Genomic DNA, 21,098 nt, shown 5'->3' on the forward strand with positions numbered 1-21,098 from the left:
TTATTGACCTAAGTTCTAAACTTCGCCATGTGTTCGGCAATTAATGCGCTGATTGCGCTGACTCGTTTTGTTCCTTCCGCGTTTTGAGCAGCGCGGTCATAAACACTGTTGGCCGCCTCTGAGGCTTCAACAATTGCAAGGCTAATCTCTTCAATTGCGGTTCTCTGCTCTGCGGCTGATTGATGGATTTGATCGCTTCGTTCAGAAATCATTTCCACTGACGATTTCACATTTCGAATCGATGACTGCGAATGGCTAACCTTCTCTGCTGTTTTTTCCAGCAGTCCGGTCATCCGCGTTAACTCTTCTTCCACCGTATTGGTTGCACGGTTCAAATTGGTGATATTGGCTTTAATTTGCTCTGTGGATTGGCTGGTCTTCACGGCTAGATTTCGCACTTCGTCGGCAACCACCGCAAATCCGCGCCCTTGTTCACCAGCACGTGCTGCCTCAATCGCCGCGTTTAACGCCAGTAAGTTCGTCTGCTCTGAAATATCATTAATCACATTCAGTACTGTGGTGATTTTCTCCCCTTCAATCAGCAGTTTGCTCATCTCTTGATTGACTCGTACCATTTCATTACACATGTTGGAGATATCAGACGTCGCTGAACCAATTTCATGGACAACATTATCGGTTAACCTTGTCGCATTCAGCGCTTGTTCAGCCGTTTCATTCACAGTTTGTGCGACGGTTGCGACCGAGTGGTTCAGTTCTGTGGCGGCTGCAGCGATGGTTTCCAACTGATGTTTTTGCTGGTCAATTTGTGCAACGTTTTCTTCCGCCTTTTCTCGGCTTTGCTGGGCTTGTAAGCGCAGTTCAGAAGAAGCATCATTCACTTCCACGACTATGGTGCGCAGCGTGGTCGTGAACTGATTAATGCCTTGAGTCACAGCTTGAAATTCTTTGTATTTAGGAACGGGTAACTGATGGGTGAGATCTGCATCCCCACTGGATAGAGTACGGGTTTTATCACCCAACTCATTCAGTGGTTTCAACACTGAAAAGTTCAGGATAATAAACAGCATACAAGGGATAAGAATCGCTAAAATCAATACTTTGAGCAGATTAAAAGACACATACTCAGCCAATTGCTGATGCATAAACTCATCGGAATAGCGAATTTCAATCGAGCCGAGCGGGTTCTTCTTACCATATTCAACAAACTCTAACTCTCCGCTCACAGAAGCTAACTCGGCCAATGCGCCTTCGTTTTCTACTGCGATCGTTTTGCGTAATCCCTTATCATCTATCTCTTGAGCTAGGGTCAGATACAAAATGGATTTACCTGCAGTATCGGTAATTTTGATCGACGAGATTTCCGGCGTTTTCAACTCCGCGCTGATCGCCGACTTCACTGTCTCTAAGTCAAAATCCCATAGCGGTTTAGGCAAATTGACTTGCAACCGCGTTAAGGTGTTACTGACCGTCAAATTAAGATCGTTAGTAAAAGTATTGAGCGCTTTTTTGTACTCAAATACCGTTAATGCCAGCAAAACCGCACACACCGCAAACACAATCTGCACAATTGAGGCGACTTTAATACTTCTAAACATGTGACCTCCATTAAACCAGAAGGCTCAAGAGAAACCCTCTTCACCAGCACGCACTTCACAGGCAAGTAAAGTGGCATGGTAGGTTCCTATTCTCCCAAGTTATTTTTCCCAATCTGACATTGTGATTCTGCTACTTTGACAGGTAGCTATTCATAATTTTTTCGATGTCGATCTTTTTCAGACCTTCATTAACGATGGCTTGCCATTTCTGACCCTGTGCGTCGTTGCGAAATGCAATGTGCAGATCTTTTTCAACCAACAACTGCTTATTCATCTGTAGCTGGTCTTTATCTGCCGCCAAGCTGGGATCATTATTCTTAAGGTAGTTAAATACGTTGCTATCAATGACCGCGAGAGGCACGCGGCCTTTGGCCACTTTCTGTAAGTTTTGAACATCGCTGTTAACCGCAGAAGAGAGTAATTGCCCTTGGGCGATCATTGAATCAAGTTCAGGGGTATTGATGTAGTCACGAACGACACCAATGGTGTGCGGCTTGAGATCCTCAAGCACGGACCATTGAATAGGATTGGCCACATTTTCCGCAAAACCTAATGGGCCTTTGCCGATAGAATCGGAGAACAATAAGCTGTTGTCTTCAAAAAAGTACTCCGGAAAATAACCGGAATACTTGGCTTCACCTTTAGCCAGATGCACTGCTCGTGACCAAGGATAAAACTCAACCACCAACTCATGGCCCATCGCTTCAACGGCCGCCTTAACCACCGCAATCGACGCACCTTTTTCAGCCAACCCATCACCTGAGTAGGGCGGCCAATCTAGCGAGGTCAGTATCAAAGTGTCAGCCTTAACAGAAAAAGCCGCCGATAATGATAAAAGCGGAATCCAAAGCCATTTGCTTAGTCCATGACGCATTTGAGGTATCCTTCATTCGTTTACACGTTATTCAAAAGGATAGACTTAGGATTGAAAATATGCGCAATTTGTTACCACGCCTTTTTTACGGGAAATGCTTAAGAAGTGATAATCCTCATAGGAAGCGGCCTTGATGAGTGAGTCTTTTATCTTTTAAAAATAATGTGATATCGCTAAATAACGGGCACGTATGTGCTCAATCAACAAACGCACTTTGTTGGGCGGTTGGCGCGTGAATGGATAAACTGCGTAGATACCAAGTTTTTTGCCGACCTGTTCTGGAAACACGTCCACCAATTCGCCATTACGAAAATCGTGATACACCAAACAGCGCGGTACATAAGCAATGCCGTGCCCACCAAGCGCAGCTTTACGCAGTGCGGTGGCATTATCGGTCGAAAAGGTACCGGACACTTTAACTATGTAGTTGCCTTTTGCCCCTTTAAATTCCCAATCGGTCGCCCCCGTGGTTTGATAGGCGTATTGCAAGCAGTTGTGTCTAGCTAAATCTTCTGGCTTGAGTGGCTTACCGTTGCGGGCAATGTAAGCGGGAGACGCGCACACTACCCACTGCGAGTCCAAAATATGCCGCGCAATCAAACTCGAATCTTCCAAATAACCGGTGCGGATCACCAAGTCATAGCCGCCTTCAACAAGATCTACGAAGCGATTATCCAGCGACATATCCACCGTCAGCCCCGGATGCAGGTTACAAAACTCAGCGACCGCATCGGCCAAAATCAAGTCACCCGAGATGGTCGGCACCGACATTTTGATGTGACCGCTGACGTTTTCGCCAAATCCCACCACCGCATCCAGTGCTTCTTGAGTGGCTTGCTTCACATTTTTAGCACCGTGCAACAATGCCTTGCCTGCCTCAGTCAAGGTCAATTTACGCGTTGTTCGATACAATAGCTGCACGCCAAGTTCTTCTTCCAATCGCGCCAATCTTTTGCTAACCACCGAATTTGTAAGGCCATTTTGCTCTGCAACCTTACTGAAACTCCCCAATTCAATCACTTGATAAAACAAAATTAAGTCATCGGCACGCATCTGATTTTGTTATTTTTGGAAATAATGAATTTCATTATTTCCCTATATCCACAAAAAATAAAGCAGTAAATTCACGCCAACTTAACAACCCCATCACAACTATAAAAAATCAACAACCGAACTCTTACTGGTTAGCCGTACCCTACATTCTGTGCGCGTTAGCTCATCCCGATTGATGGAGAGTTCAAGGACGAGGAAGTACTCCATGAATGAAACACTGCTCGCGCTGGTGGCCTTTTCACCCATAGTGGTGGCCGCTATTTTACTGGTCGGCCTCAACTGGCCAGCCAAGAAAGCCATGCCCGTGGCTTTCGCCCTTACCGTTGCGATTGCCCTGATATTTTGGAATATGTCGGCTAACCGCGTGATCGCCTCCGTATTGCAAGGTTTGGGCATCACGGTCTCTGTGTTGTGGATTGTGTTTGGTGCGATTTTCCTGCTCAACACGCTCAAATACACGGGTGCGATTACCACGATTCGTAACGGCTTTACCAACATTTCACCGGATCGCCGCGTGCAGGCCATCATCATCGCTTGGTGTTTTGGCTCCTTTATTGAGGGCGCTTCAGGCTTCGGAACGCCTGCGGCGATTGCCGCCCCACTGCTGGTTGCGATTGGTTTCCCCGCCCTTGCGGCGGTGTTAATGGGCATGATGATCCAATCGACGCCCGTTTCATTTGGCGCCGTTGGTACGCCAATCATTGTTGGCGTCAACAAAGGTCTGGACACCCACAACATCACGGAAGCGCTGCTGGCTAACGGTTCAAACTGGGATGTGTATCTGCAGCAAATCACCACCAGTGTGGCGCTGATCCACGCCTCAGTCGGCACACTGATGCCCATTTTGATGGCGATGATGTTGACCCGTTTCTTCGGTAAAAACCGCAGTTGGACAGAAGGTTTGGACATTCTACCTTTCGCGATTTTTTCAGGCCTTGCCTTTACTGTTCCTTACGCGCTGACCGGCGTGTTCCTCGGCCCTGAGTTTCCTTCACTCATGGGCGGTCTCGTAGGTCTTGCGATTGTGGTGACGGCGGCGAAAAAAGGCTTCTTGGTACCCAAAACCCAATGGGATTTTCGTCCTGAAAACGAATGGCCTGCGGAATGGTTAGGCTCGCTGAAAATGGATCTGGATGACGTCAAAGCCAAGCCGATGAGTCTTGCTCTCGCATGGGCACCTTATGTGCTGCTCGCGGTTATTCTCGTCGCTAGCCGTGTGAGTGCGGATGTCAAAGCGTTGCTACTGGGTATCAAGGTTTCCTTTAGCAATATTTTAGGTGAAACCGGCATCAGCACGGCCATTGAGCCGCTTTATCTACCTGGCGGCATTCTGGTGTTTGTGGCCTTGATTGCGGTTCTCACTCAAGCTCGCAGCTTAGCGCCGATGGGCAAAGCGTTTGGTGAATCGACCAAAACCTTGATTGGCGCAGGCTTTGTACTGGTATTTACCATCCCGATGGTGCGGATTTTCATTAACTCTGGAGTTAACGGCGCAGATTTAGCCAGTATGCCCGTGACAACCGCTAACTTTGCAGCAGGTTTAGTGGGTGACGCTTTCCCAATGCTGAGTGCAACCGTTGGTGCACTGGGCGCTTTCATTGCCGGTTCCAACACAGTGTCCAATATGATGTTCAGCCAATTCCAATTTGAAGTGGCACAAACGCTGACCATCTCGAGCGTGGTGATCATCGCTCTGCAAGCCGTTGGTGCAGCCGCCGGTAACATGATTGCCATCCATAACGTGGTCGCGGCATCCGCGACGGTTGGCCTGCTGGGTCATGAAGGTGCGACACTGCGCAAAACCGTTTTGCCAACCCTCTACTATCTTGTTTTGACCGGCATCATCGGCATGACCGTGATTTACGGCTTCAACATGACCGATGCTTTAATGAAACGCTAAAACTTTAATCAGTACCGAGAGCGAGCGTCTCGCTCTCATCGCTCAAACTCACCTTGCACCTCGTGTATGGGCTTGAGCAAAAAGAAACATTCACAGAATAGGCCCAGAATAGGATTGCATTATGATCATTTCCGCTTCGACCGATTACCGCGCTGCAGCCAAAGCCAAACTCCCGCCCTTTTTGTTCCACTACATCGATGGCGGCTCGTATGGAGAACACACACTCAGACGCAATACCGATGATCTGGCCGACATTGCACTGCGCCAACGTGTACTGAGTGATATGTCGGAGCTGAGTTTAGAAACCGAGCTGTTTGGCGAAAAAATGGCGCTGCCGATCGCCCTTTCTCCTGTGGGTTTAACCGGTATGTACGCACGCCGTGGCGAAGTGCAAGCCGCGCAAGCAGCGGAAGCGAAAGGTATTCCTTTTACTCTTTCCACGGTTTCGGTCTGTCCCATTGAAGAAGTGGCGCCTTCGATTCATCGTCCAATTTGGTTCCAGCTTTACGTTTTAAAAGATCGCGGCTTTATGAAAAACGTATTGGAGCGTGCCAAAGCCGCTGGCGTGAAAAATCTGGTGTTCACCGTGGATATGCCAGTACCGGGCGCCCGTTATCGCGATATGCATTCTGGCATGAGCGGCCCTAACGCTGCGATGCGCCGCGTATTGCAAGCCATGACACACCCAAGCTGGGCATGGGATGTGGGTTTGCTTGGTAAGCCGCACGACTTGGGCAACATCTCCAAATACCGTGGCTCACCGACCAAACTGGAAGACTACATCGGCTGGCTGGGCGCAAACTTTGACCCTTCCATTTCATGGAAAGACTTAGAGTGGATCCGTGATTTCTGGGACGGCCCAATGATCATCAAAGGCATTTTGGATACGGAAGATGCAAAAGACGCAGTGCGTTTCGGCGCAGACGGCATTGTGGTGTCTAACCACGGTGGCCGCCAGTTAGATGGCGTGCTTTCTACCGTGCAAGCACTACCCGCGATTGCCGATGCGGTGAAAGGCGACCTGAAGATTCTGGTCGATTCGGGTATCCGCACTGGTCTAGACGTGGTACGCATGCTGGCACTCGGCGCAGATTGTACCATGCTCGGCCGCTCGTTTATTTACGCTCTAGCAGCGCAAGGGCGCGCTGGGGTAGAAAACCTGCTCGACCTGTATGAAAAAGAAATGCGGGTTGCCATGACCTTGACTGGCGCAAAGAGCATTGCCGAACTGTCACGCGATTCATTAGTCAAAAGATAATAAAAGTATCCCCTAACCTTAAACGACTTGAAGTTGCAGCCCCCCCCTGCAACTTCAGGTAAAAAGTGAATTGAGGGAACACACGAGGAAGCACAATATGACCCCACCGATCGCCGATCGTCTCTATCAGCTCGAACAGATTTTAGCGAGCCGAATTGATCCGCAGCGCATTATTACTCAAGAAGCGAAACGGCTCGCCTACGGTACCGATGCCAGCTTTTATCGGTTGATCCCCAAAATCGTGTTACGCCTCAAATCACTCGATGAAGTGATTTTTGCTATTCAGAGTTGTGGCCAACTGGGTATCCATTTTACCTTTCGCGCGGCAGGCACCAGCTTATCGGGTCAAGCGGTTTCCGATTCGGTACTCATCACCTTAACCGACGATTGGCGCGGGCATGAAGTGCAAAACCAAGGCTTGAAAATTCGCCTGCAACCGGGCGTGATTGGCGCCGATGCCAACAAGTACCTTGCCCCGTTTCAGCGCAAAATCGGCCCCGATCCCGCCTCCATCAACACTTGTAAAATCGGTGGCATTGCGGCCAATAACGCCAGCGGCATGTGCTGCGGTACGGCGCAAAACTCTTATCGCACCGTCGATGGTATGCAAATTGTGTTTGCCGACGGTTATGTGCTCGATACACGTGACCCAGGCAGCGTGGCACGTTTTAAACAAGAGCGTGCCGACTTGGTGGAAGGAATTCACGCGCTGTGCCAAGAGACTCTAGCCAATTCTGAGCTCACCGAACGCATCCGCCACAAATACCGCCTAAAAAACACCACAGGTTATGCGCTGAACGCCTTGGTTGATTTCTCTGATCCAATCGAAGTGCTGACCCACTTGATGATTGGCTCAGAAGGCACACTCGGCTTTATCGCCGACATCACCTATCACACCGTGATTGAACACGCACACAAAGCCTCTGCGCTACTGGTGTTTGCCGATATTGAACAAGCCAGCCAAGCGGTGACCACGCTTTCCAAAACGCCAGTGGCAGCGGTAGAAATGATGGATGGACGCGCGCTACGCTCGGTTGCCGACAAAAAAGGCATGCCGGAATTTATCGCCAAGCTCGATTTAGAAGCCGCTGCACTACTGGTTGAATCCCACGCCAGTGACGCGCAAACCTTACACACTCAGTGTGAGCAAGTGATGAGCGCGCTACAACGCTACCAAATTATTGAATCGGTTCCGTTTACTTCCGAGAGCAAAACTGTGGCGACCTTATGGGGCATTCGTAAAGGCATGTTCCCAGCGGTGGGGGCTGTACGCGAAGTGGGCACTACGGTCATCATTGAAGATGTGGCCTTTCCGGTGGAAAAGCTCGCAGCAGGCGTGCGCGATCTGCAAGCTCTGTTTGACAAATACCACTACAGTGAAGCGATCATCTTTGGTCACGCCCTTGAAGGCAACCTGCACTTTGTGTTTACTCAAGGCTTTGATAAGCAAAGTGAAATCGAACGTTACGGCGCGTTTATGGACGATGTAGCCGAACTGGTGGCCGTAAAATACCAAGGATCACTGAAAGCCGAACATGGCACAGGACGCAACATGGCCCCTTACGTTGAACTGGAATGGGGTAAAGAAGGCTACGCCTTGATGCAAAAAATCAAAGCGCTCTTTGATCCCAAACGCCTGCTCAACCCCGGCGTTATCATCAACGAAGATAAGCATTCGCACATCAGCAACCTTAAACCCATGCCTGCGGCCGATAACTTGGTGGATCGCTGTATCGAATGTGGTTTCTGTGAACCGGTCTGCCCATCACGCACCCTCACGTTATCACCACGCCAACGTATTGTGTTGTATCGCGAATTGCAACGCCGCCGCGCAGCAGGTGAAAGCGTTGCCTCTAGCGAACTAGAGCAAGTGTTTGAGTACCAAGGGTTAGATACCTGCGCCGCAACTGGATTGTGCGCCGAGCGTTGCCCCGTCGGCATCAATACCGGCGATTTGGTCAAAAAACTGCGCACCGCCAAATACCAAAAATTTACCCCGATTGCGCGTTGGACAGCAGAGCACTTTACCGCGACCACCACGCTCGCTCGCACAGGATTAAAAGCTAACCAACTGGCAACCAAAGTGCTCGGAGAAAAATCGGTGGGTTCCATGGTTAATGGTCTGCGCCGGATCAGCAAAGGCAAAACCCCTTTGTGGATGCCGGAAATGCCGCAAGCGAACACTCACTCGCTGGAACTCGCTGTCGAAAATCTGCCGCGCAGTGACAAAAAAGTGGTTTACCTGCCCTCTTGTGCCAGCCGCAATATGGGTCAACAAGCAAGCGCGACCGATCAACGCCCACTGACGGAAGTCACCCTCTCCCTGCTCAATAAAGCCGGCTTTGAAGTGATCCTGCCTACAGAGCTCAGCAGCCAGTGCTGTGGTATGCCTTATGACAGCAAAGGGATGACTGAGATTGCGCAGAGCAAAGCCCAGCAGCTCGAACACGCTTTATGGCAAGCTAGCCAAGAAGGGCGTTATCCGATCTTGATGGACACCAGCCCGTGCGCCAAACGCAGCATTGAGCAGTTCACCAAACCGATGGAAATTCTGGAGCCAACGGGGTTGGTAAGTCGTTACTTACTGGATCACCTCACACTCGCGCCGAAGCAAGAAACCATCATGCTGCATATCACTTGTAGCTCGCGCCGCCTTGGCTTAGAAGGCGATATGCTGAAACTGGCCAAAGCCTGCGCCAGTGAGGTGATTGTGCCTGAGCACATTCAGTGCTGTGGCTGGGCGGGAGACAAAGGTTTTACTACGCCTGAGCTCAATGCCGCTGCCGTCCATTCTCTCAAAGAGCAAGTGCCGGCGCACTGCAGCCGTGGGTTTAGTAATAGCCGCACGTGTGAAATCGGCTTATCACACCACAGCGGCATTCCTTATCAATCCATCTTGTATCTGGTGGATGAAGTCGCGAGACCAAGGTTGGCAACGCAAGAGAGTACAGAGCAGCCAAGCGAGTACGCATAAAAAATACTTTCCCAAACCGATAATTTGGGAAAAGAGAAGGGGCTCTTTCGCCCCTTCTCAAAATGCCCTTATCGTAATAGAAATTAGAATAAACGGCGCTTTAAGCCTGTGCGTTCAAGGATCCGGGTAGAGATCTCCTCCACCGACAAGGAGGACGTGTTGATGTATGGGATGGCTTCACGGCGGAACAGCGCTTCGACCGTCGCTAATTCCTGCAAACACTGCTGGTTGCTGGCGTATTCGCTGCCTGCCAAACGGTTTTCGCGAATTTCAGTCAAACGCTCCGCATTGATGGTAAGACCAAACAGTTTATGACGATGAAACTCAAACTCAGGCAACAGGCGCATCGCATGCATATCTTCGGCGATAAAGGGGTAGTTCACCACGCGCAGGCCAAACTGCATCGCCATGTACAAACTGGTGGGCGTTTTTCCGCTGCGCGACACACCAAGCAAAATGATGTCAGCCCGGTCGAGATCTTTGAGCGAAACGCCATCATCATGTGCCAAGGTGTATTCAATGGCAGCGATCCGGTCAAAATAGGTGTCCGAGTCCTTGCCGACACTGCGCGAGCGTTGCAACTTAGGCGCGGGCTCCATCTCAATATCCAGACTCACCCGCTGCACTATGCTCTCCAACACATCGTAAAAATGCGCGGGCGCTTGCAGCAAACGGGTACGCATTTCGGGGATCACCATGGAGAAAAACACCAAAGGTTTTACCCCGTGCAATTGATAAGAACGTTGGATCTGCTTGAGCAGTTCACTCAATTTTTCGTCACTTTCCACAAACGGAAAGGTTTTTTCATTGGGTTGCACAGCAAACTGACCCAGTACAACGTGCCCCAACGTTTCACAAGTGATGGCCGTTCCATCAGAAACATAGAACACATCACGGCGTTGCGATTCCATTTGCATCTTCTATTTAATCTTTCAAAAATTTTTGATTAGGATAAGCACCATAATACGCATAACAAAACCCGGCATTCCAGCGCCTCTCCCACAGCTTTGAAAATTCCTTCGCGAATTTTTTTGCCAAGAGAAGCAAACGATTGCCAACCCTACAAGCTGCAATGTTTCTGGAGAAAGACATGCAAAAGAACACCCTCTGGTTTGATAGCCTATCCATGCAAGATGTGGATAAAGTCGGCGGGAAAAATGCCTCGCTCGGCGAAATGGTTTCTAACCTTGCCAACGCTGGCGTTTCCGTGCCCAATGGCTTTGCCACCACCGCGTATGCCTTCAACCAATTCCTCGATTTTGAAGGACTCGATGAACGTATTCACCAATTGCTCGACGAGTTGGATGTTGACGATGTCGACGCGCTGCGTAAAACCGGTGCCGCGATTCGTCAATGGATTTTACAAGCCCCCTTCCCAGCCGAGCTGGAACAAGAGATCCGCACCAATTACAACCAACTGATTGATGGCAACAGCGAATTGTCGGTTGCGGTGCGCTCATCCGCCACTGCAGAGGACTTGCCTGATGCCTCGTTTGCAGGTCAGCAAGAGACGTTTCTTAACGTCAAAGGCATTGATGCGGTACTGGAAGCAACCAAGCATGTGTACGCTTCGTTGTTTAACGATCGCGCTATTTCTTATCGTGTTCATCAAGGTTTCGACCATCGCGGCATTGCGCTCTCGGCAGGCATTCAGCGCATGGTACGTTCGGATAAAGCCGCCTCAGGCGTGATGTTTACGCTCGATACCGAATCTGGCTTCGACAAAGTGGTGTTTATCACTGCAGCTTGGGGCTTAGGTGAAATGGTGGTACAAGGCGCAGTTAACCCAGATGAGTTTTACGTGCACAAGCCGCTGCTCGAAGCGGGCTATCCTGCGATTGTCAAAAAAACGTTTGGCTCCAAGCTGAGCAAAATGATCTACGCCAACAGCCAAGTGATTGGCAAGCAAGTGGAAGTCGTCGATACCTCCGCACACGAGCGTAACCAGTTCTCATTGACCGATGCCGAGATCCAAGAGCTGGCTAAACAAGCGTTGATCATTGAAAAACACTACCAACGTCCGATGGATATTGAGTGGGCGAAAGATGGCATCGACGGTAAGCTCTACATAGTTCAAGCTCGCCCAGAAACCGTCTGTTCACAGAGCGAACAGAACGTGATTGAGCGCTATGAGCTGAGCCATAAGGCCTCTGTGCTACTCGAAGGCCGCGCGATTGGTCAGCGCATTGGCAGTGGTACCGTACGTTTGGTCGATTCTCTGGATCAAATGTCGCTCGTGCAGCAAGGCGATGTACTCGTCACCGATATGACGGACCCCGATTGGGAACCGGTGATGAAGAAAGCAGCCGCGATTGTTACTAACCGTGGCGGACGAACTTGTCACGCGGCGATCATTGCTCGTGAATTGGGAATTCCTGCGATTGTCGGTTGTGGTGATGCCACGCGTCGCCTGAGCGATGGCGCACAAGTCACCGTTTCCTGCGCAGAAGGAGAAACCGGTTATGTGTATGCAGGCCAGTTGGATTTCGCGGTGCGCCGCTCTTCAGTAGATGAGCTGCCGATGCTGCCCACCAAAGTGATGATGAACGTGGGTAATCCCGATCGCGCCTTTGATTTCGCGCAGATCCCGAACGAAGGCGTGGGGCTGGCTCGCTTAGAGTTCATCATCAATAAGATGATTGGTATCCACCCAAAAGCGCTGCTCAATTTCGATGCGCAAAGTGCCGAATTGCAAACGCAGATCCTAGATCGCATCCGCGGCTATCGTGACCCGATTGATTTCTACGTCAGTAAGCTGACCGAAGGGATCGCCACCATCGCGGCTGCCTTCTGGCCAAAACGGGTGATTGTGCGTATGTCCGATTTTAAATCGAATGAGTACAGCAACTTACTTGGCGGCAGTGAATTTGAACCTCACGAAGAGAACCCGATGCTTGGTTTCCGTGGCGCATCGCGTTACATCTCTCCCGTGTTTGAAGACTGTTTTGAGCTGGAGACGCAAGCCATCAAACGTGTCCGCCATGAAATGGGGTTGAAAAACGTCGAAGTGATGATCCCATTTGTGCGCACCACAGGTGAAGCCGAAGCGGTGATCGATCTGCTCGCGAAATTTGGTTTACGCCGTGGCGAACAAGGTTTGAAAGTGATCATGATGTGCGAGCTGCCTTCCAACGCAGTTCTCGCCGATGAGTTTTTGAAATTCTTTGATGGTTTTTCCATCGGATCGAACGATATGACTCAGCTCACTTTAGGACTGGATCGTGATTCTGGCGATGTAGCTCATCTGTTTGATGAACGCAATCCTGCGGTAAAAATCATGCTGAAAATGGCGATTGATGCGGCAACGCGCGCTGGAAAATACGTGGGTATTTGTGGTCAGGGACCATCGGATCACGATGACCTTGCACAGTGGCTCATGGAACAAGGCATCAGCTCTGTTTCTCTCAACCCAGACACGGTAATTGATACTTGGCTGAAACTGGGCGCTGTGTCTAAACGTTAATCTAAGGTATACCAAACCTACTTGAACAGAGGCAGAGTTTTTACTCTGCCTCTAGTCACATAAAATTTCGCTTTCCTCACTTGCTTCGCGACATAACCCCACCTATACGTTAAAGACAACGATAATCACAATCACAACGCACAGCATTTGGCGTAACAGGAACTATTGAATGGAGCTCTTTTATGCGCAATAACCAACCTGTTACTCAAAAGGAAGTCACCTATCCACCTCACTTCAATCTTCTTTCGACCACCACTCTCAGCAGTCATATCAAATACGCCAGTAAAGAGTTTTGTGATGTCGCCGGTTACACGCTTGATGAGCTCGTAAACCAACCACATAACATGGTTCGTCACCCCGATATGCCGCCTGAAGCGTTTAAAGACATGTGGGAACACCTCAAGGCTGGCAAATCTTGGATGGGAATGGTGAAGAACCGCTGCAAAAATGGCGACCATTATTGGGTGGATGCCTTTGCTTCACCGATTAAAGAAAATGGCAAGGTAGTGGAATACCAGTCGGTTCGTTTATGTCCGAGTCGGCAGCATGTCGATAATGCGGATAAGCTCTACAAAGAGATCAAAGCAGGCAAAACACCTTGGCAGTTAAAAATGCCACGCACTCGCCTATGGCAGCGTTTAGGGCTCGGTTTTATCGTAGTGGCAGGTATCAGTTTTGCGGCGGATCGATTCTTCGCTGGTGCAGGTCTACCATTGATGCTTGTGTTAACCATCCTCATGGCCTATCAATTTACTCGCCGCTTAGAAACCCTTTCACAAGAAGCGCGCAAAGTCTTCGATAACCCACTGATGGAACTGGTTTACAACGGTCGAGTCGATGATTTATCTGAGATCCAACTCGCGATGAAAATGCGCCAATCCGAACTCAATGCAGTAGTAGGTCGTATTCAAGATTCCAGCATTCAAATTGGTGAGGCAGCCAAAATGTCGTCCCAAAACAGTGCAACGACAGCAGATAATCTTGATGCTCAAACTCGCGAGACCGAGCAGTTAGCCACCGCGATCACTCAGATGAATATCACCGCCACTGAGATTGCGCACAATGCACAAGCCGCCTCAGATGCCACTGTTCATGCAAAAAATGCCGCTCGAGATGGTATGCATGCGGTCGAGCAAACCGTCGATGCGATAGGTGAAATGGCAAGCCAGATGAAAACTGCGTCTTCTGTGATTGAGCAGCTCTCTTCACAAAGTGCGATGATTGGTCAAGTCATGGAAGTGATTCAGAGTATTGCTGAGCAAACCAACTTGTTAGCACTGAATGCGGCCATTGAAGCGGCGCGTGCTGGCGATCAAGGACGCGGTTTTGCTGTGGTTGCCGATGAAGTTCGTAAACTCGCTCAGCGCAGCACCGAATCGACGAAAGAGATCCAAGAAGTCATCACCTCAATTCAAACCAGTACCCGCAATGCTGTAGAGACGATTGAGCAAGGTAATAAGCTCTCTGTATCTTGTGTAGACAACGCACATTTATCAGGAGACAAGCTGACAGCTCTACTCTCACAAGTTTCAGATATTACGATGCGTAATGAGCAAATCGCGACCGCCATCGAAGAAATGGCCAATGTAACGGAAGATATGAACCGTAGTGTGCAATCCATCAGTGATGTCTCAACGGAAACTCTAGGATTAGCCGAAAACACCCAAAATGAGTGTCGTCAACTGGCACACAACCTTGCCCAGCAAACCAGCTTGGTTGCACAGTTCCGCCGAGTATAAACAAAGCGCAAGAGCTGTTTAATCCGCTCGCTGGGTAGACTCAAACGGCTTGGTATTACAGCCTCAAGTCAGAAGGGTATGTAAGTGATAGAAAAACTCGCCCCAAGATCGCTTGGGGCGAGTTTTTTAAACGCGAGCTCTCTTGATGAAAACGTAACATTTCCGTGACAATTGCACTTTCCTTCTTGTGAAAAGCCATTTCACCCCAACATAAGGTCTATGCCCAAACGACTTGGAGTTGCAGGTAGACGGTCAGTGAGCTCATCCCCATGAGCATAGAAACACTCTATGCTTGAGGTGTACTCAGGTAACCACTGCGGCTCCACAAATAAGGGGGATTCTCCCCATTAAGTGCGAGTGTATATGCAAACTTCAACGTCTTATTTAGCCAAGCAGTTATTTCAGATGACTTGGCCTATGCTGTTTGGCGTCCTGTCACTGATGAGCTTTCAGTTAGTTGACAGCGCTTTTATCGGCCAGCTCGGGGTTCTACCTCTTGCGGCTCAAGGCTTTACCATGCCGATTCAGATGGTGATCATCGGTATTCAAGTCGGTTTAGGTATCGCCACCACAGCGGTGATTTCTCGAGCCATCGGTGCAGGAAAAACCGAATACGCTAAACAGTTAGGCGGTTTGGTGATCGTTATCGGTGGTATTGGCGTAGCGCTGATAGCCCTTGTGCTTTACCTATTACGCCAACCTTTGCTTGGCCTGCTCGGCGCCCCGGAAACCGTCTTTGCCATCATAGATCACTACTGGCTCTGGTGGCTTGCCAGTGCATGGACAGGCGCTATGCTCTACTTCTATTACAGTGTCTGCCGCGCCAATGGCAATACTCTACTGCCAGGCACTTTGATGATGGTGACCAGTGTGCTCAACCTCATCCTCGACCCGATTTTTATCTTTACCTTCGATCTTGGAATTGATGGTGCAGCGATCGCGACCATTATTGCTTTTGGCGTCGGTATCGCTATCGTCGCACCTAAGGTTGCCCAGCGCCAATGGACGAGTTATCAGTGGCAAGATCTCAATATCTCGCAAAGCCTCACTGCACTTGGCCATATCATGGGACCGGCGATGTTAAGCCAACTGTTACCTCCGCTCTCTTCCATGTTTGCCACCAAATTACTGGCAAGTTTTGGTACTGCCGCCGTCGCCGCATGGGCACTTGGCTCACGCTTTGAGTTTTTCGCCTTAGTGGCCGTGTTAGCGATGACCATGTCACTGCCGCCTATGATTGGTCGCATGTTAGGGGCTAAAGAGATCACCCACATTCGGCAATTGGTACGGATCGCCTGTCAATTTGTGTTAGGTTTTCAACTGCTGATCGCTCTGGTGACGTATGTTTTTGCCACACCGTTAGCTGAGCTGATGACCAGCGAAACCGAAGTGAGCCAAATACTGAATTTACACTTAGTGATTGTCCCGATCAGCCTCGGCGCACTCGGGATCTGTATGTTGATGGTGTCCGTCGCTAACGCGCTTGGGAAGTCTTACGTGGCCCTGACTATTTCAGCGCTGCGCTTATTTGCTTTTTACTTACCTTGTTTGTGGCTCGGTGCCCATTTCTACGGAATCGAGGGGCTTTTTATTGGTGCGTTAGTCGGCAATATTATTGCTGGTTGGGCAGCATGGCTCGCTTATCAAAAAGCTTTACGTCAGCTCGAAGGAGCACATCACACCTCCGCTTAGGTTTAATGTGTAAAAAACTGCCTTCTAAGAAGGCAGTTTTAATATCAATTCCCTACCAATATTGCCTACTCGATTGACTTACGTCCGCGTCTTTCCCTGAAACTGCTTAACGCTCTTTTTATTTTGCGTGCGACGGTTAGCTTGCTTATCACGCGGAGCACGTTTGCTTTCACCGGTCGATGGCTGATCGGTAACCGGGAAACCATCTAGATTCTGCACAGGTAATTGACGTTGGGTTAGGGTACGAATCGCATTCAGTGCATCCATTTCTCCGTGACACACTAACGAGAGCGCAATGCCTTGCTGCCCCGCTCTGGCGGTGCGGCCTACACGGTGCACGTACGTTTCCGCATGCATCGGCAATTCAAAGTTGATCACAACGGGAAGCTGCTCAATATGAATGCCGCGAGCGAGCAGATCGGTGGCAATCAACACTTGGGTTGTGCCGTTTTTAAACTCTGCCAGTGCCGCTTCACGCTGCGTTTGGCTTTTATCACCATGCAGCGCAGTGGCCACTATGCCCGCTTTGTTGAGTTTTTTGGTCAAACTATCGGCATTCTCTTTTGCGCCGATAAACACCAGCACTTGCGGCCATTGGTGCTGCTTTAAAAGGGCTACCAAAGCTTGCGTTTTACTGCCTTTGTTCACCAAATACAGCGTTTCTTGCACTGCTTGGTTGATGCTGTTTTCAGGATTAGCAGAGACTTGGGTTGGCGCACGCATCAATTGCTGCGCTTTAAGTTTCAAATCATCAGAGAAGGTCGCAGAACACATCACGGTTTGGCGCACATCGGCGGTTTGGCTTGCTAACGCTTGTACTTGTGGCCAAAACCCCATGTCGAGCAGACGATCGGCTTCGTCTAACACCAACGTCGTTACGCGGTTCAAGCTCAATCCACTTTGGGTTAAATCGAACAAACGCCCCGTGGTTGCCACCAGAATATTCGGGTTCTCAGCCAGCGCATTTTGCTGCTCAGTCTTATCTACCCCACCGCACAAGCAGAGCGTGTTCAGTCCTAACGGTGTACCAACCTGAGTGAGCACCTCGCTCACCTGCATGGCTAATTCACGCGTGGGTACCAACACTAAGGCTTGCTGCTCAGGGCTAGTTTTTAAACGTTCAAGCAGAGGCAGACCGTAAGCCAAGGTTTTACCACTTCCCGTATTCGCCAACGCCAACACATCTTTGCCCGTTAACATGGCAGGGATCACCAAAGTTTGAATAGCTGTGGGTTGGGTGATCTCTTTAGGCAGAGCTTGGATTAGATCGGCGCTTAACGCGAGAGAGGAAAATGACATGTGTTGGGTACCTGAGTATTCAAAAAAACAATTTGAGCGAATTATCGCAGGCGTGGACTTTATCACAAGCCGATTTGGGAAATGTCACTCTTTTCAGCTCCAGCGGATGACCAAGCGTTAAAAAGAAAACCCCAATTAATGCTAAATTTTTAATTGCTATACCCAAACTACTTGGAGTTGCAGGTAGGTGGCAAGTGAGTTCATCCTCATGAGCATAGACAGACAATGTGATTGGAGTGAACAAACGTAACCAACACCGCTACAACTTCAAGTAGGAAGGGGATATCTTACTTATTTGCTTAGAATTAAATAAAATCCTGATTACTTAGATAGATCTCATCAGTGGTCACATATGCTAAAGTGTCCTCCAATCTACACTTTCCCAGGCGTGATACAGGCAATTGCACGAAATTCTCTCGTCATATGAGCTTGATCGCTAAAGCCAAATTGTTGAGAAACTTCCACCAGACTAACGCCTTTGTTTTGGCGTAAATAGTTGACGGTTCTTTGGACTCTTAAAATACGCTGATACTGCTTTGGCGAAATATTCATCCAATGTTTAAAAAGCCGTTCAATTTGCCTCTGGCTCAATGCAACAAGTTCATCTACACCTTGTAACGTCGCATCATGGTCGATACATTCCAGAGCCTGTTTGAGGGAGTTGGGAATAATGTTGCTAAGTTGGAAACTTTTACTTGCCCATTTATGAAGCATCTCAATTCGACCTTGATTCCCTGTCTCAAGTTGTAGCGTAGCGTAAAGGACATCGAGTTCATGAAGATGACCAATATCAGCGGTTAATAACGTTGGACGAGTAAAGTGCTGCTCTACCAGACCATAACCAATCGCAGGAAGAAAACGTAAGCCAGCCAGCTGAGCTCCGGGTGAAAGGGTGACCTTTTCTGATATTTTACTGATGGGCAAGATAACAATGCCTTGAGGGAGCCATTTGTCACCTATTTTTACTTCACCAGCCAAATGGAATAGAAGCCCACTGCCTGCATCAGAATATAGACATTTTGTGATGGGTTCAGATCGAAAATCAGGAACAGAAACAGACCATATACCTTGTATCAACGCAGAAAGCTGCCCCACAGGTCGGGACAGCTGAAAATCAAATTCTGGATTGGACTCTCTATTCTGGCTTATAGCTGCCTACCTCCGGTTTAAATGTTTTAACAATTCGATTCCAACTATTTATCGCGTTAATGGCAATCGTTAAGTCAACTAGAGCTTGCTCACCCAATGTATCGCGTACTTTTTGATAACTCCGCTCATCTACCACTTTACCGCTAGTTAAATGTTCGGCGAACTCCAACGAGGCTATCTCTATATCCGAATACAATGGCATATCACGCCATGCATTTAAACCAATAATACGTTCTGAAGTTTCGCCTTGAGCAATCGCATCTTTACTATGCATATCAATACAGAAAGCACACTGATTAATCTGTGAGATTCTCAGTTTAATCAGTTCCCATACAGAAACGGTCACCGTTTCTGAATTTTGAAATTGCGCTCGTAAATAGCTTTCTTGTTCCATAAGAATCTGCATTGCTTTGGGTGCTAGCCCTATATAATTTGCACGTAAAGCCATCTTTTGTCTCCTTTTATGGTTGTTGTGAAACACGATAACTTTTCGAGCAAAAACAGTATTGAATTATTCCGACATTGCGTAAGTTCAGCTCACGAATGTATAGAAACATCTACTGTTCAATGTTTTTTAGTCGTTGAAGGATAAATTGCTCTAATTAATCAAAAGTTGCACACACGTTCGGTTGCCCTGAATAGATAGCAATGTATTGCGAATGCTCAATACATAAAATTTTAGCCACTTCACCTAATAGGGGCTGCAAGCACCTAAATGTCGGTCCTATTTTGAATTTCGCAATCTAATCGGGCTGCTTTCTGAGCTCACTGATAACCAGTCAACTTACGTTGAAAAACTGACTCAAGGTCTCAGATTATTCGCGATTTAGAACCACGAATAATAGACAACCCTTAATGCCCTCACTGTCATAGCTCTCTCATCAATCGTCACGGTAAACTAAACAACATGCAGCATTATCTGAACGCGTTGGTTTTTCAGATTCAGCAAACTTTCGCCATGCATTTCGTAAATGGAGTGGGTATTCAGGCAGTAAGAGTCTTAGTTAACCTTTGGGCAAGAACAACTCAGCCAACATACAGCGCACACTGCCACCGCCGATGGTTTCTATAGTCGGTACGGCGAAAGGCAGCAACTTACCGTGAGTGGCAAGTTGATTGAGTTGCGTAAGCGTAAAGGCTTCATAAGCGGATTGCGACATCGCGATCACTTTCTGGCCGTCAGCGGTTTCGAGTTGCAGGATATTGCCGCAGAAGTGGTTCATCTGCTCAATCGAAATCGAAATTACCTGTTTATCTTTAGCCAGCGACTTTACGACAAATCGGCGCTCATATTCGGGGATCGCTTCATCGCAAATCACGCAGAAATGCTCACCTATCGCCATCATCACATTGGTGTGATAAATCGGCGAGCCAGACGGCAATCGAGTTTGGAACGACACCACGCGCGAATAGCCGATCTGTTCGGCATACACTTCCAACACTTCACGATCGCAGCGCTGTGAAAGCCCCGCATAAATGGTGCGATTGGGGTGATCCATTACCATCACTCCAGTACTTTCTAAAAAAGCGTGCTGCTCAGTAAACGCCAGCAAAGAGTGCTGTTTTTTCACAGCAAAGCCTTGCTTTTGTAAGGTATCAATCAAAGCTTCAGGGCGTACTTCCAAACGGCGGTTGGCGCACGCCATTGGGAACAAAAATAGCTCGCCCGCCTCAGTGGTACTAAACCAGTTATTGGGGAACACCGCATCCGGCGTTGCACCTTGGCCTAGGGGGTAATCAAATATCACAACATCAACGTCCGCTTGGCGAAGACCGTTTACCATGGCGTTAAATTCGGCCATAGCGCGCTGCAAAATGGTTTCAGCGCTGAGTGCCAACGGGTTTTGAAAGGCATTATCTTGCGCAGTTTGCGCATTAAAGCCGAACTCTTTTGGCGGCACCATAACGACAGCGCGAGCCGTTTGCGCAGCAGAGCGCGGAATCAACATATTGGGTTGTAGATGAACATTCATAATAGGCACTCATCACCGATTTCACCCCAAAAGTGTAAACAGAATGTTAACTAAAGATTTGCTGATTTTGATGAATTTCAATCGATAAATTTTATCTTTTTACTGAAAAAAAGGTTCATCACAGTCAAATTTGCTGGCGTTATGGATGACATCGGCTGGATTCGCTTA

The 21,098-nt window shown here is 48.7% G+C and carries 15 protein-coding genes and 1 pseudogene; 7 read left to right on the top strand and 9 right to left on the bottom strand.

The window, feature by feature from the left end:
- Positions 1-8 precede the first annotated feature (8 nt).
- The 4 genes from F0316_RS20345 to F0316_RS19905 all read right to left on the bottom strand — a co-directional run bounded on the left by F0316_RS20345 (position 9) and on the right by F0316_RS19905 (position 3,729).
- Positions 9-1,556 (bottom strand): methyl-accepting chemotaxis protein, encoded by a 1,548-nt coding sequence (locus F0316_RS20345; RefSeq protein ID WP_172626067.1) that lies wholly within the window; start codon positions 1,554-1,556, stop codon positions 9-11.
- A gap of 130 nt (positions 1,557-1,686) precedes the next feature.
- Positions 1,687-2,430 carry a substrate-binding periplasmic protein gene (locus F0316_RS16305; RefSeq protein WP_001215767.1) on the bottom strand — a complete coding sequence of 248 codons (744 nt, stop codon included), beginning with the start codon at positions 2,428-2,430 and terminating at the stop codon, positions 1,687-1,689.
- 153 nt (positions 2,431-2,583) lie between these two features.
- Entirely contained in the window at positions 2,584-3,483 is a 900-nt protein-coding gene (locus tag F0316_RS16310; RefSeq protein ID WP_001200834.1) for a LysR family transcriptional regulator, read from the bottom strand.
- A 99-nt stretch (positions 3,484-3,582) separates the two neighbouring features.
- Entirely contained in the window at positions 3,583-3,729 is a 147-nt protein-coding gene (locus tag F0316_RS19905) for a hypothetical protein (RefSeq protein WP_001897441.1), read from the bottom strand.
- Here F0316_RS19905 and F0316_RS16315 point away from each other — a divergent pair.
- The 3 genes from F0316_RS16315 to F0316_RS16325 all read left to right on the top strand — a co-directional run bounded on the left by F0316_RS16315 (position 3,689) and on the right by F0316_RS16325 (position 9,615).
- Positions 3,689-5,383 (top strand): L-lactate permease, encoded by a 1,695-nt coding sequence (locus F0316_RS16315; protein WP_172626068.1) that lies wholly within the window; start codon positions 3,689-3,691, stop codon positions 5,381-5,383. The two genes, F0316_RS19905 and F0316_RS16315, sit on opposite strands and share 41 nt — an antisense overlap.
- A gap of 121 nt (positions 5,384-5,504) precedes the next feature.
- Complete coding sequence (gene lldD, locus F0316_RS16320) at positions 5,505-6,641, top strand: FMN-dependent L-lactate dehydrogenase LldD (protein ID WP_000587015.1); 1,137 nt, start codon at positions 5,505-5,507, stop codon at positions 6,639-6,641.
- 97 nt (positions 6,642-6,738) lie between these two features.
- Positions 6,739-9,615 (top strand): FAD-binding and (Fe-S)-binding domain-containing protein, encoded by a 2,877-nt coding sequence (locus tag F0316_RS16325; RefSeq protein WP_149560722.1) that lies wholly within the window; start codon positions 6,739-6,741, stop codon positions 9,613-9,615.
- Positions 9,616-9,698: 83 nt separating this feature from the next.
- Here the strand turns inward: F0316_RS16325 and ppsR are convergent, their stop codons facing one another.
- Positions 9,699-10,532 (bottom strand): posphoenolpyruvate synthetase regulatory kinase/phosphorylase PpsR, encoded by an 834-nt coding sequence (ppsR, locus tag F0316_RS16330; RefSeq protein ID WP_001177872.1) that lies wholly within the window; start codon positions 10,530-10,532, stop codon positions 9,699-9,701.
- 173 nt (positions 10,533-10,705) lie between these two features.
- Here ppsR and ppsA point away from each other — a divergent pair, with 173 nt between their 5' ends.
- From ppsA to F0316_RS16345, 3 genes are all read left to right on the top strand, one after another.
- Positions 10,706-13,078, top strand: a complete 2,373-nt coding sequence (ppsA, locus tag F0316_RS16335; protein WP_172626069.1) for a phosphoenolpyruvate synthase — start codon at positions 10,706-10,708, stop codon at positions 13,076-13,078.
- 182 nt (positions 13,079-13,260) lie between these two features.
- Positions 13,261-14,817: a methyl-accepting chemotaxis protein gene (locus F0316_RS16340; protein ID WP_032474085.1), complete on the top strand. Its 1,557-nt coding sequence runs from the start codon at positions 13,261-13,263 to the stop codon at positions 14,815-14,817.
- Positions 14,818-15,180: 363 nt separating this feature from the next.
- Positions 15,181-16,509 carry an MATE family efflux transporter gene (locus F0316_RS16345; protein ID WP_001195076.1) on the top strand — a complete coding sequence of 443 codons (1,329 nt, stop codon included), beginning with the start codon at positions 15,181-15,183 and terminating at the stop codon, positions 16,507-16,509.
- 78 nt (positions 16,510-16,587) lie between these two features.
- Here the strand turns inward: F0316_RS16345 and F0316_RS16350 are convergent, their stop codons facing one another.
- The 3 genes from F0316_RS16350 to F0316_RS16360 all read right to left on the bottom strand — a co-directional run bounded on the left by F0316_RS16350 (position 16,588) and on the right by F0316_RS16360 (position 19,405).
- Entirely contained in the window at positions 16,588-17,808 is a 1,221-nt protein-coding gene (locus tag F0316_RS16350) for a DEAD/DEAH box helicase (protein WP_172626070.1), read from the bottom strand.
- Between the two features lie 372 nt (positions 17,809-18,180).
- Positions 18,181-18,903 carry an AraC family transcriptional regulator gene (locus F0316_RS16355; RefSeq protein ID WP_000531273.1) on the bottom strand — a complete coding sequence of 241 codons (723 nt, stop codon included), beginning with the start codon at positions 18,901-18,903 and terminating at the stop codon, positions 18,181-18,183.
- Between the two features lie 40 nt (positions 18,904-18,943).
- Positions 18,944-19,405, bottom strand: a complete 462-nt coding sequence (locus F0316_RS16360) for a carboxymuconolactone decarboxylase family protein (RefSeq protein ID WP_001207963.1) — start codon at positions 19,403-19,405, stop codon at positions 18,944-18,946.
- A 253-nt stretch (positions 19,406-19,658) separates the two neighbouring features.
- On the opposite strand from F0316_RS16360, the pseudogene F0316_RS20030 reads away from it, so the two are divergent.
- A pseudogene (locus tag F0316_RS20030) lies at positions 19,659-19,876 on the top strand (hypothetical protein); the annotation flags it as partial.
- 85 nt (positions 19,877-19,961) lie between these two features.
- On the opposite strand, the gene ctlX reads toward F0316_RS20030, so the two are convergent.
- A complete protein-coding gene (ctlX, locus tag F0316_RS16370; protein WP_162796405.1) occupies positions 19,962-20,930 on the bottom strand; it encodes a citrulline utilization hydrolase CtlX in 969 nt (322 codons plus the stop codon).
- Positions 20,931-21,098 lie beyond the last annotated feature (168 nt).

It is taken from the genome of Vibrio cholerae (assembly GCF_008369605.1).
GTDB classification, from domain to species: domain Bacteria; phylum Pseudomonadota; class Gammaproteobacteria; order Enterobacterales; family Vibrionaceae; genus Vibrio; species Vibrio cholerae.

Excerpts from the sequence above, each read along its gene's own strand:
- F0316_RS16325 (WP_149560722.1), top strand. The coding sequence starts at position 6,739 with ATGACCCCACCGATCGCCGATCGTCTCTATCAGCTCGAACAGATTTTA.
- F0316_RS16360 (WP_001207963.1), bottom strand. The coding sequence starts at position 19,405 with ATGGCTTTACGTGCAAATTATATAGGGCTAGCACCCAAAGCAATGCAG.
- F0316_RS16305 (WP_001215767.1), bottom strand. The coding sequence starts at position 2,430 with ATGCGTCATGGACTAAGCAAATGGCTTTGGATTCCGCTTTTATCATTA.
- F0316_RS16350 (WP_172626070.1), bottom strand. The coding sequence starts at position 17,808 with ATGTCATTTTCCTCTCTCGCGTTAAGCGCCGATCTAATCCAAGCTCTG.
- lldD (WP_000587015.1), top strand. The coding sequence starts at position 5,505 with ATGATCATTTCCGCTTCGACCGATTACCGCGCTGCAGCCAAAGCCAAA.
- ppsR (WP_001177872.1), bottom strand. The coding sequence starts at position 10,532 with ATGCAAATGGAATCGCAACGCCGTGATGTGTTCTATGTTTCTGATGGA.
- F0316_RS16340 (WP_032474085.1), top strand. The coding sequence starts at position 13,261 with ATGCGCAATAACCAACCTGTTACTCAAAAGGAAGTCACCTATCCACCT.
- F0316_RS16315 (WP_172626068.1), top strand. The coding sequence starts at position 3,689 with ATGAATGAAACACTGCTCGCGCTGGTGGCCTTTTCACCCATAGTGGTG.
- ctlX (WP_162796405.1), bottom strand. The coding sequence starts at position 20,930 with ATGAATGTTCATCTACAACCCAATATGTTGATTCCGCGCTCTGCTGCG.
- F0316_RS16345 (WP_001195076.1), top strand. The coding sequence starts at position 15,181 with ATGCAAACTTCAACGTCTTATTTAGCCAAGCAGTTATTTCAGATGACT.
- F0316_RS20345 (WP_172626067.1), bottom strand. The coding sequence starts at position 1,556 with ATGTTTAGAAGTATTAAAGTCGCCTCAATTGTGCAGATTGTGTTTGCG.
- F0316_RS19905 (WP_001897441.1), bottom strand. The coding sequence starts at position 3,729 with ATGGGTGAAAAGGCCACCAGCGCGAGCAGTGTTTCATTCATGGAGTAC.
- ppsA (WP_172626069.1), top strand. The coding sequence starts at position 10,706 with ATGCAAAAGAACACCCTCTGGTTTGATAGCCTATCCATGCAAGATGTG.
- F0316_RS16310 (WP_001200834.1), bottom strand. The coding sequence starts at position 3,483 with ATGCGTGCCGATGACTTAATTTTGTTTTATCAAGTGATTGAATTGGGG.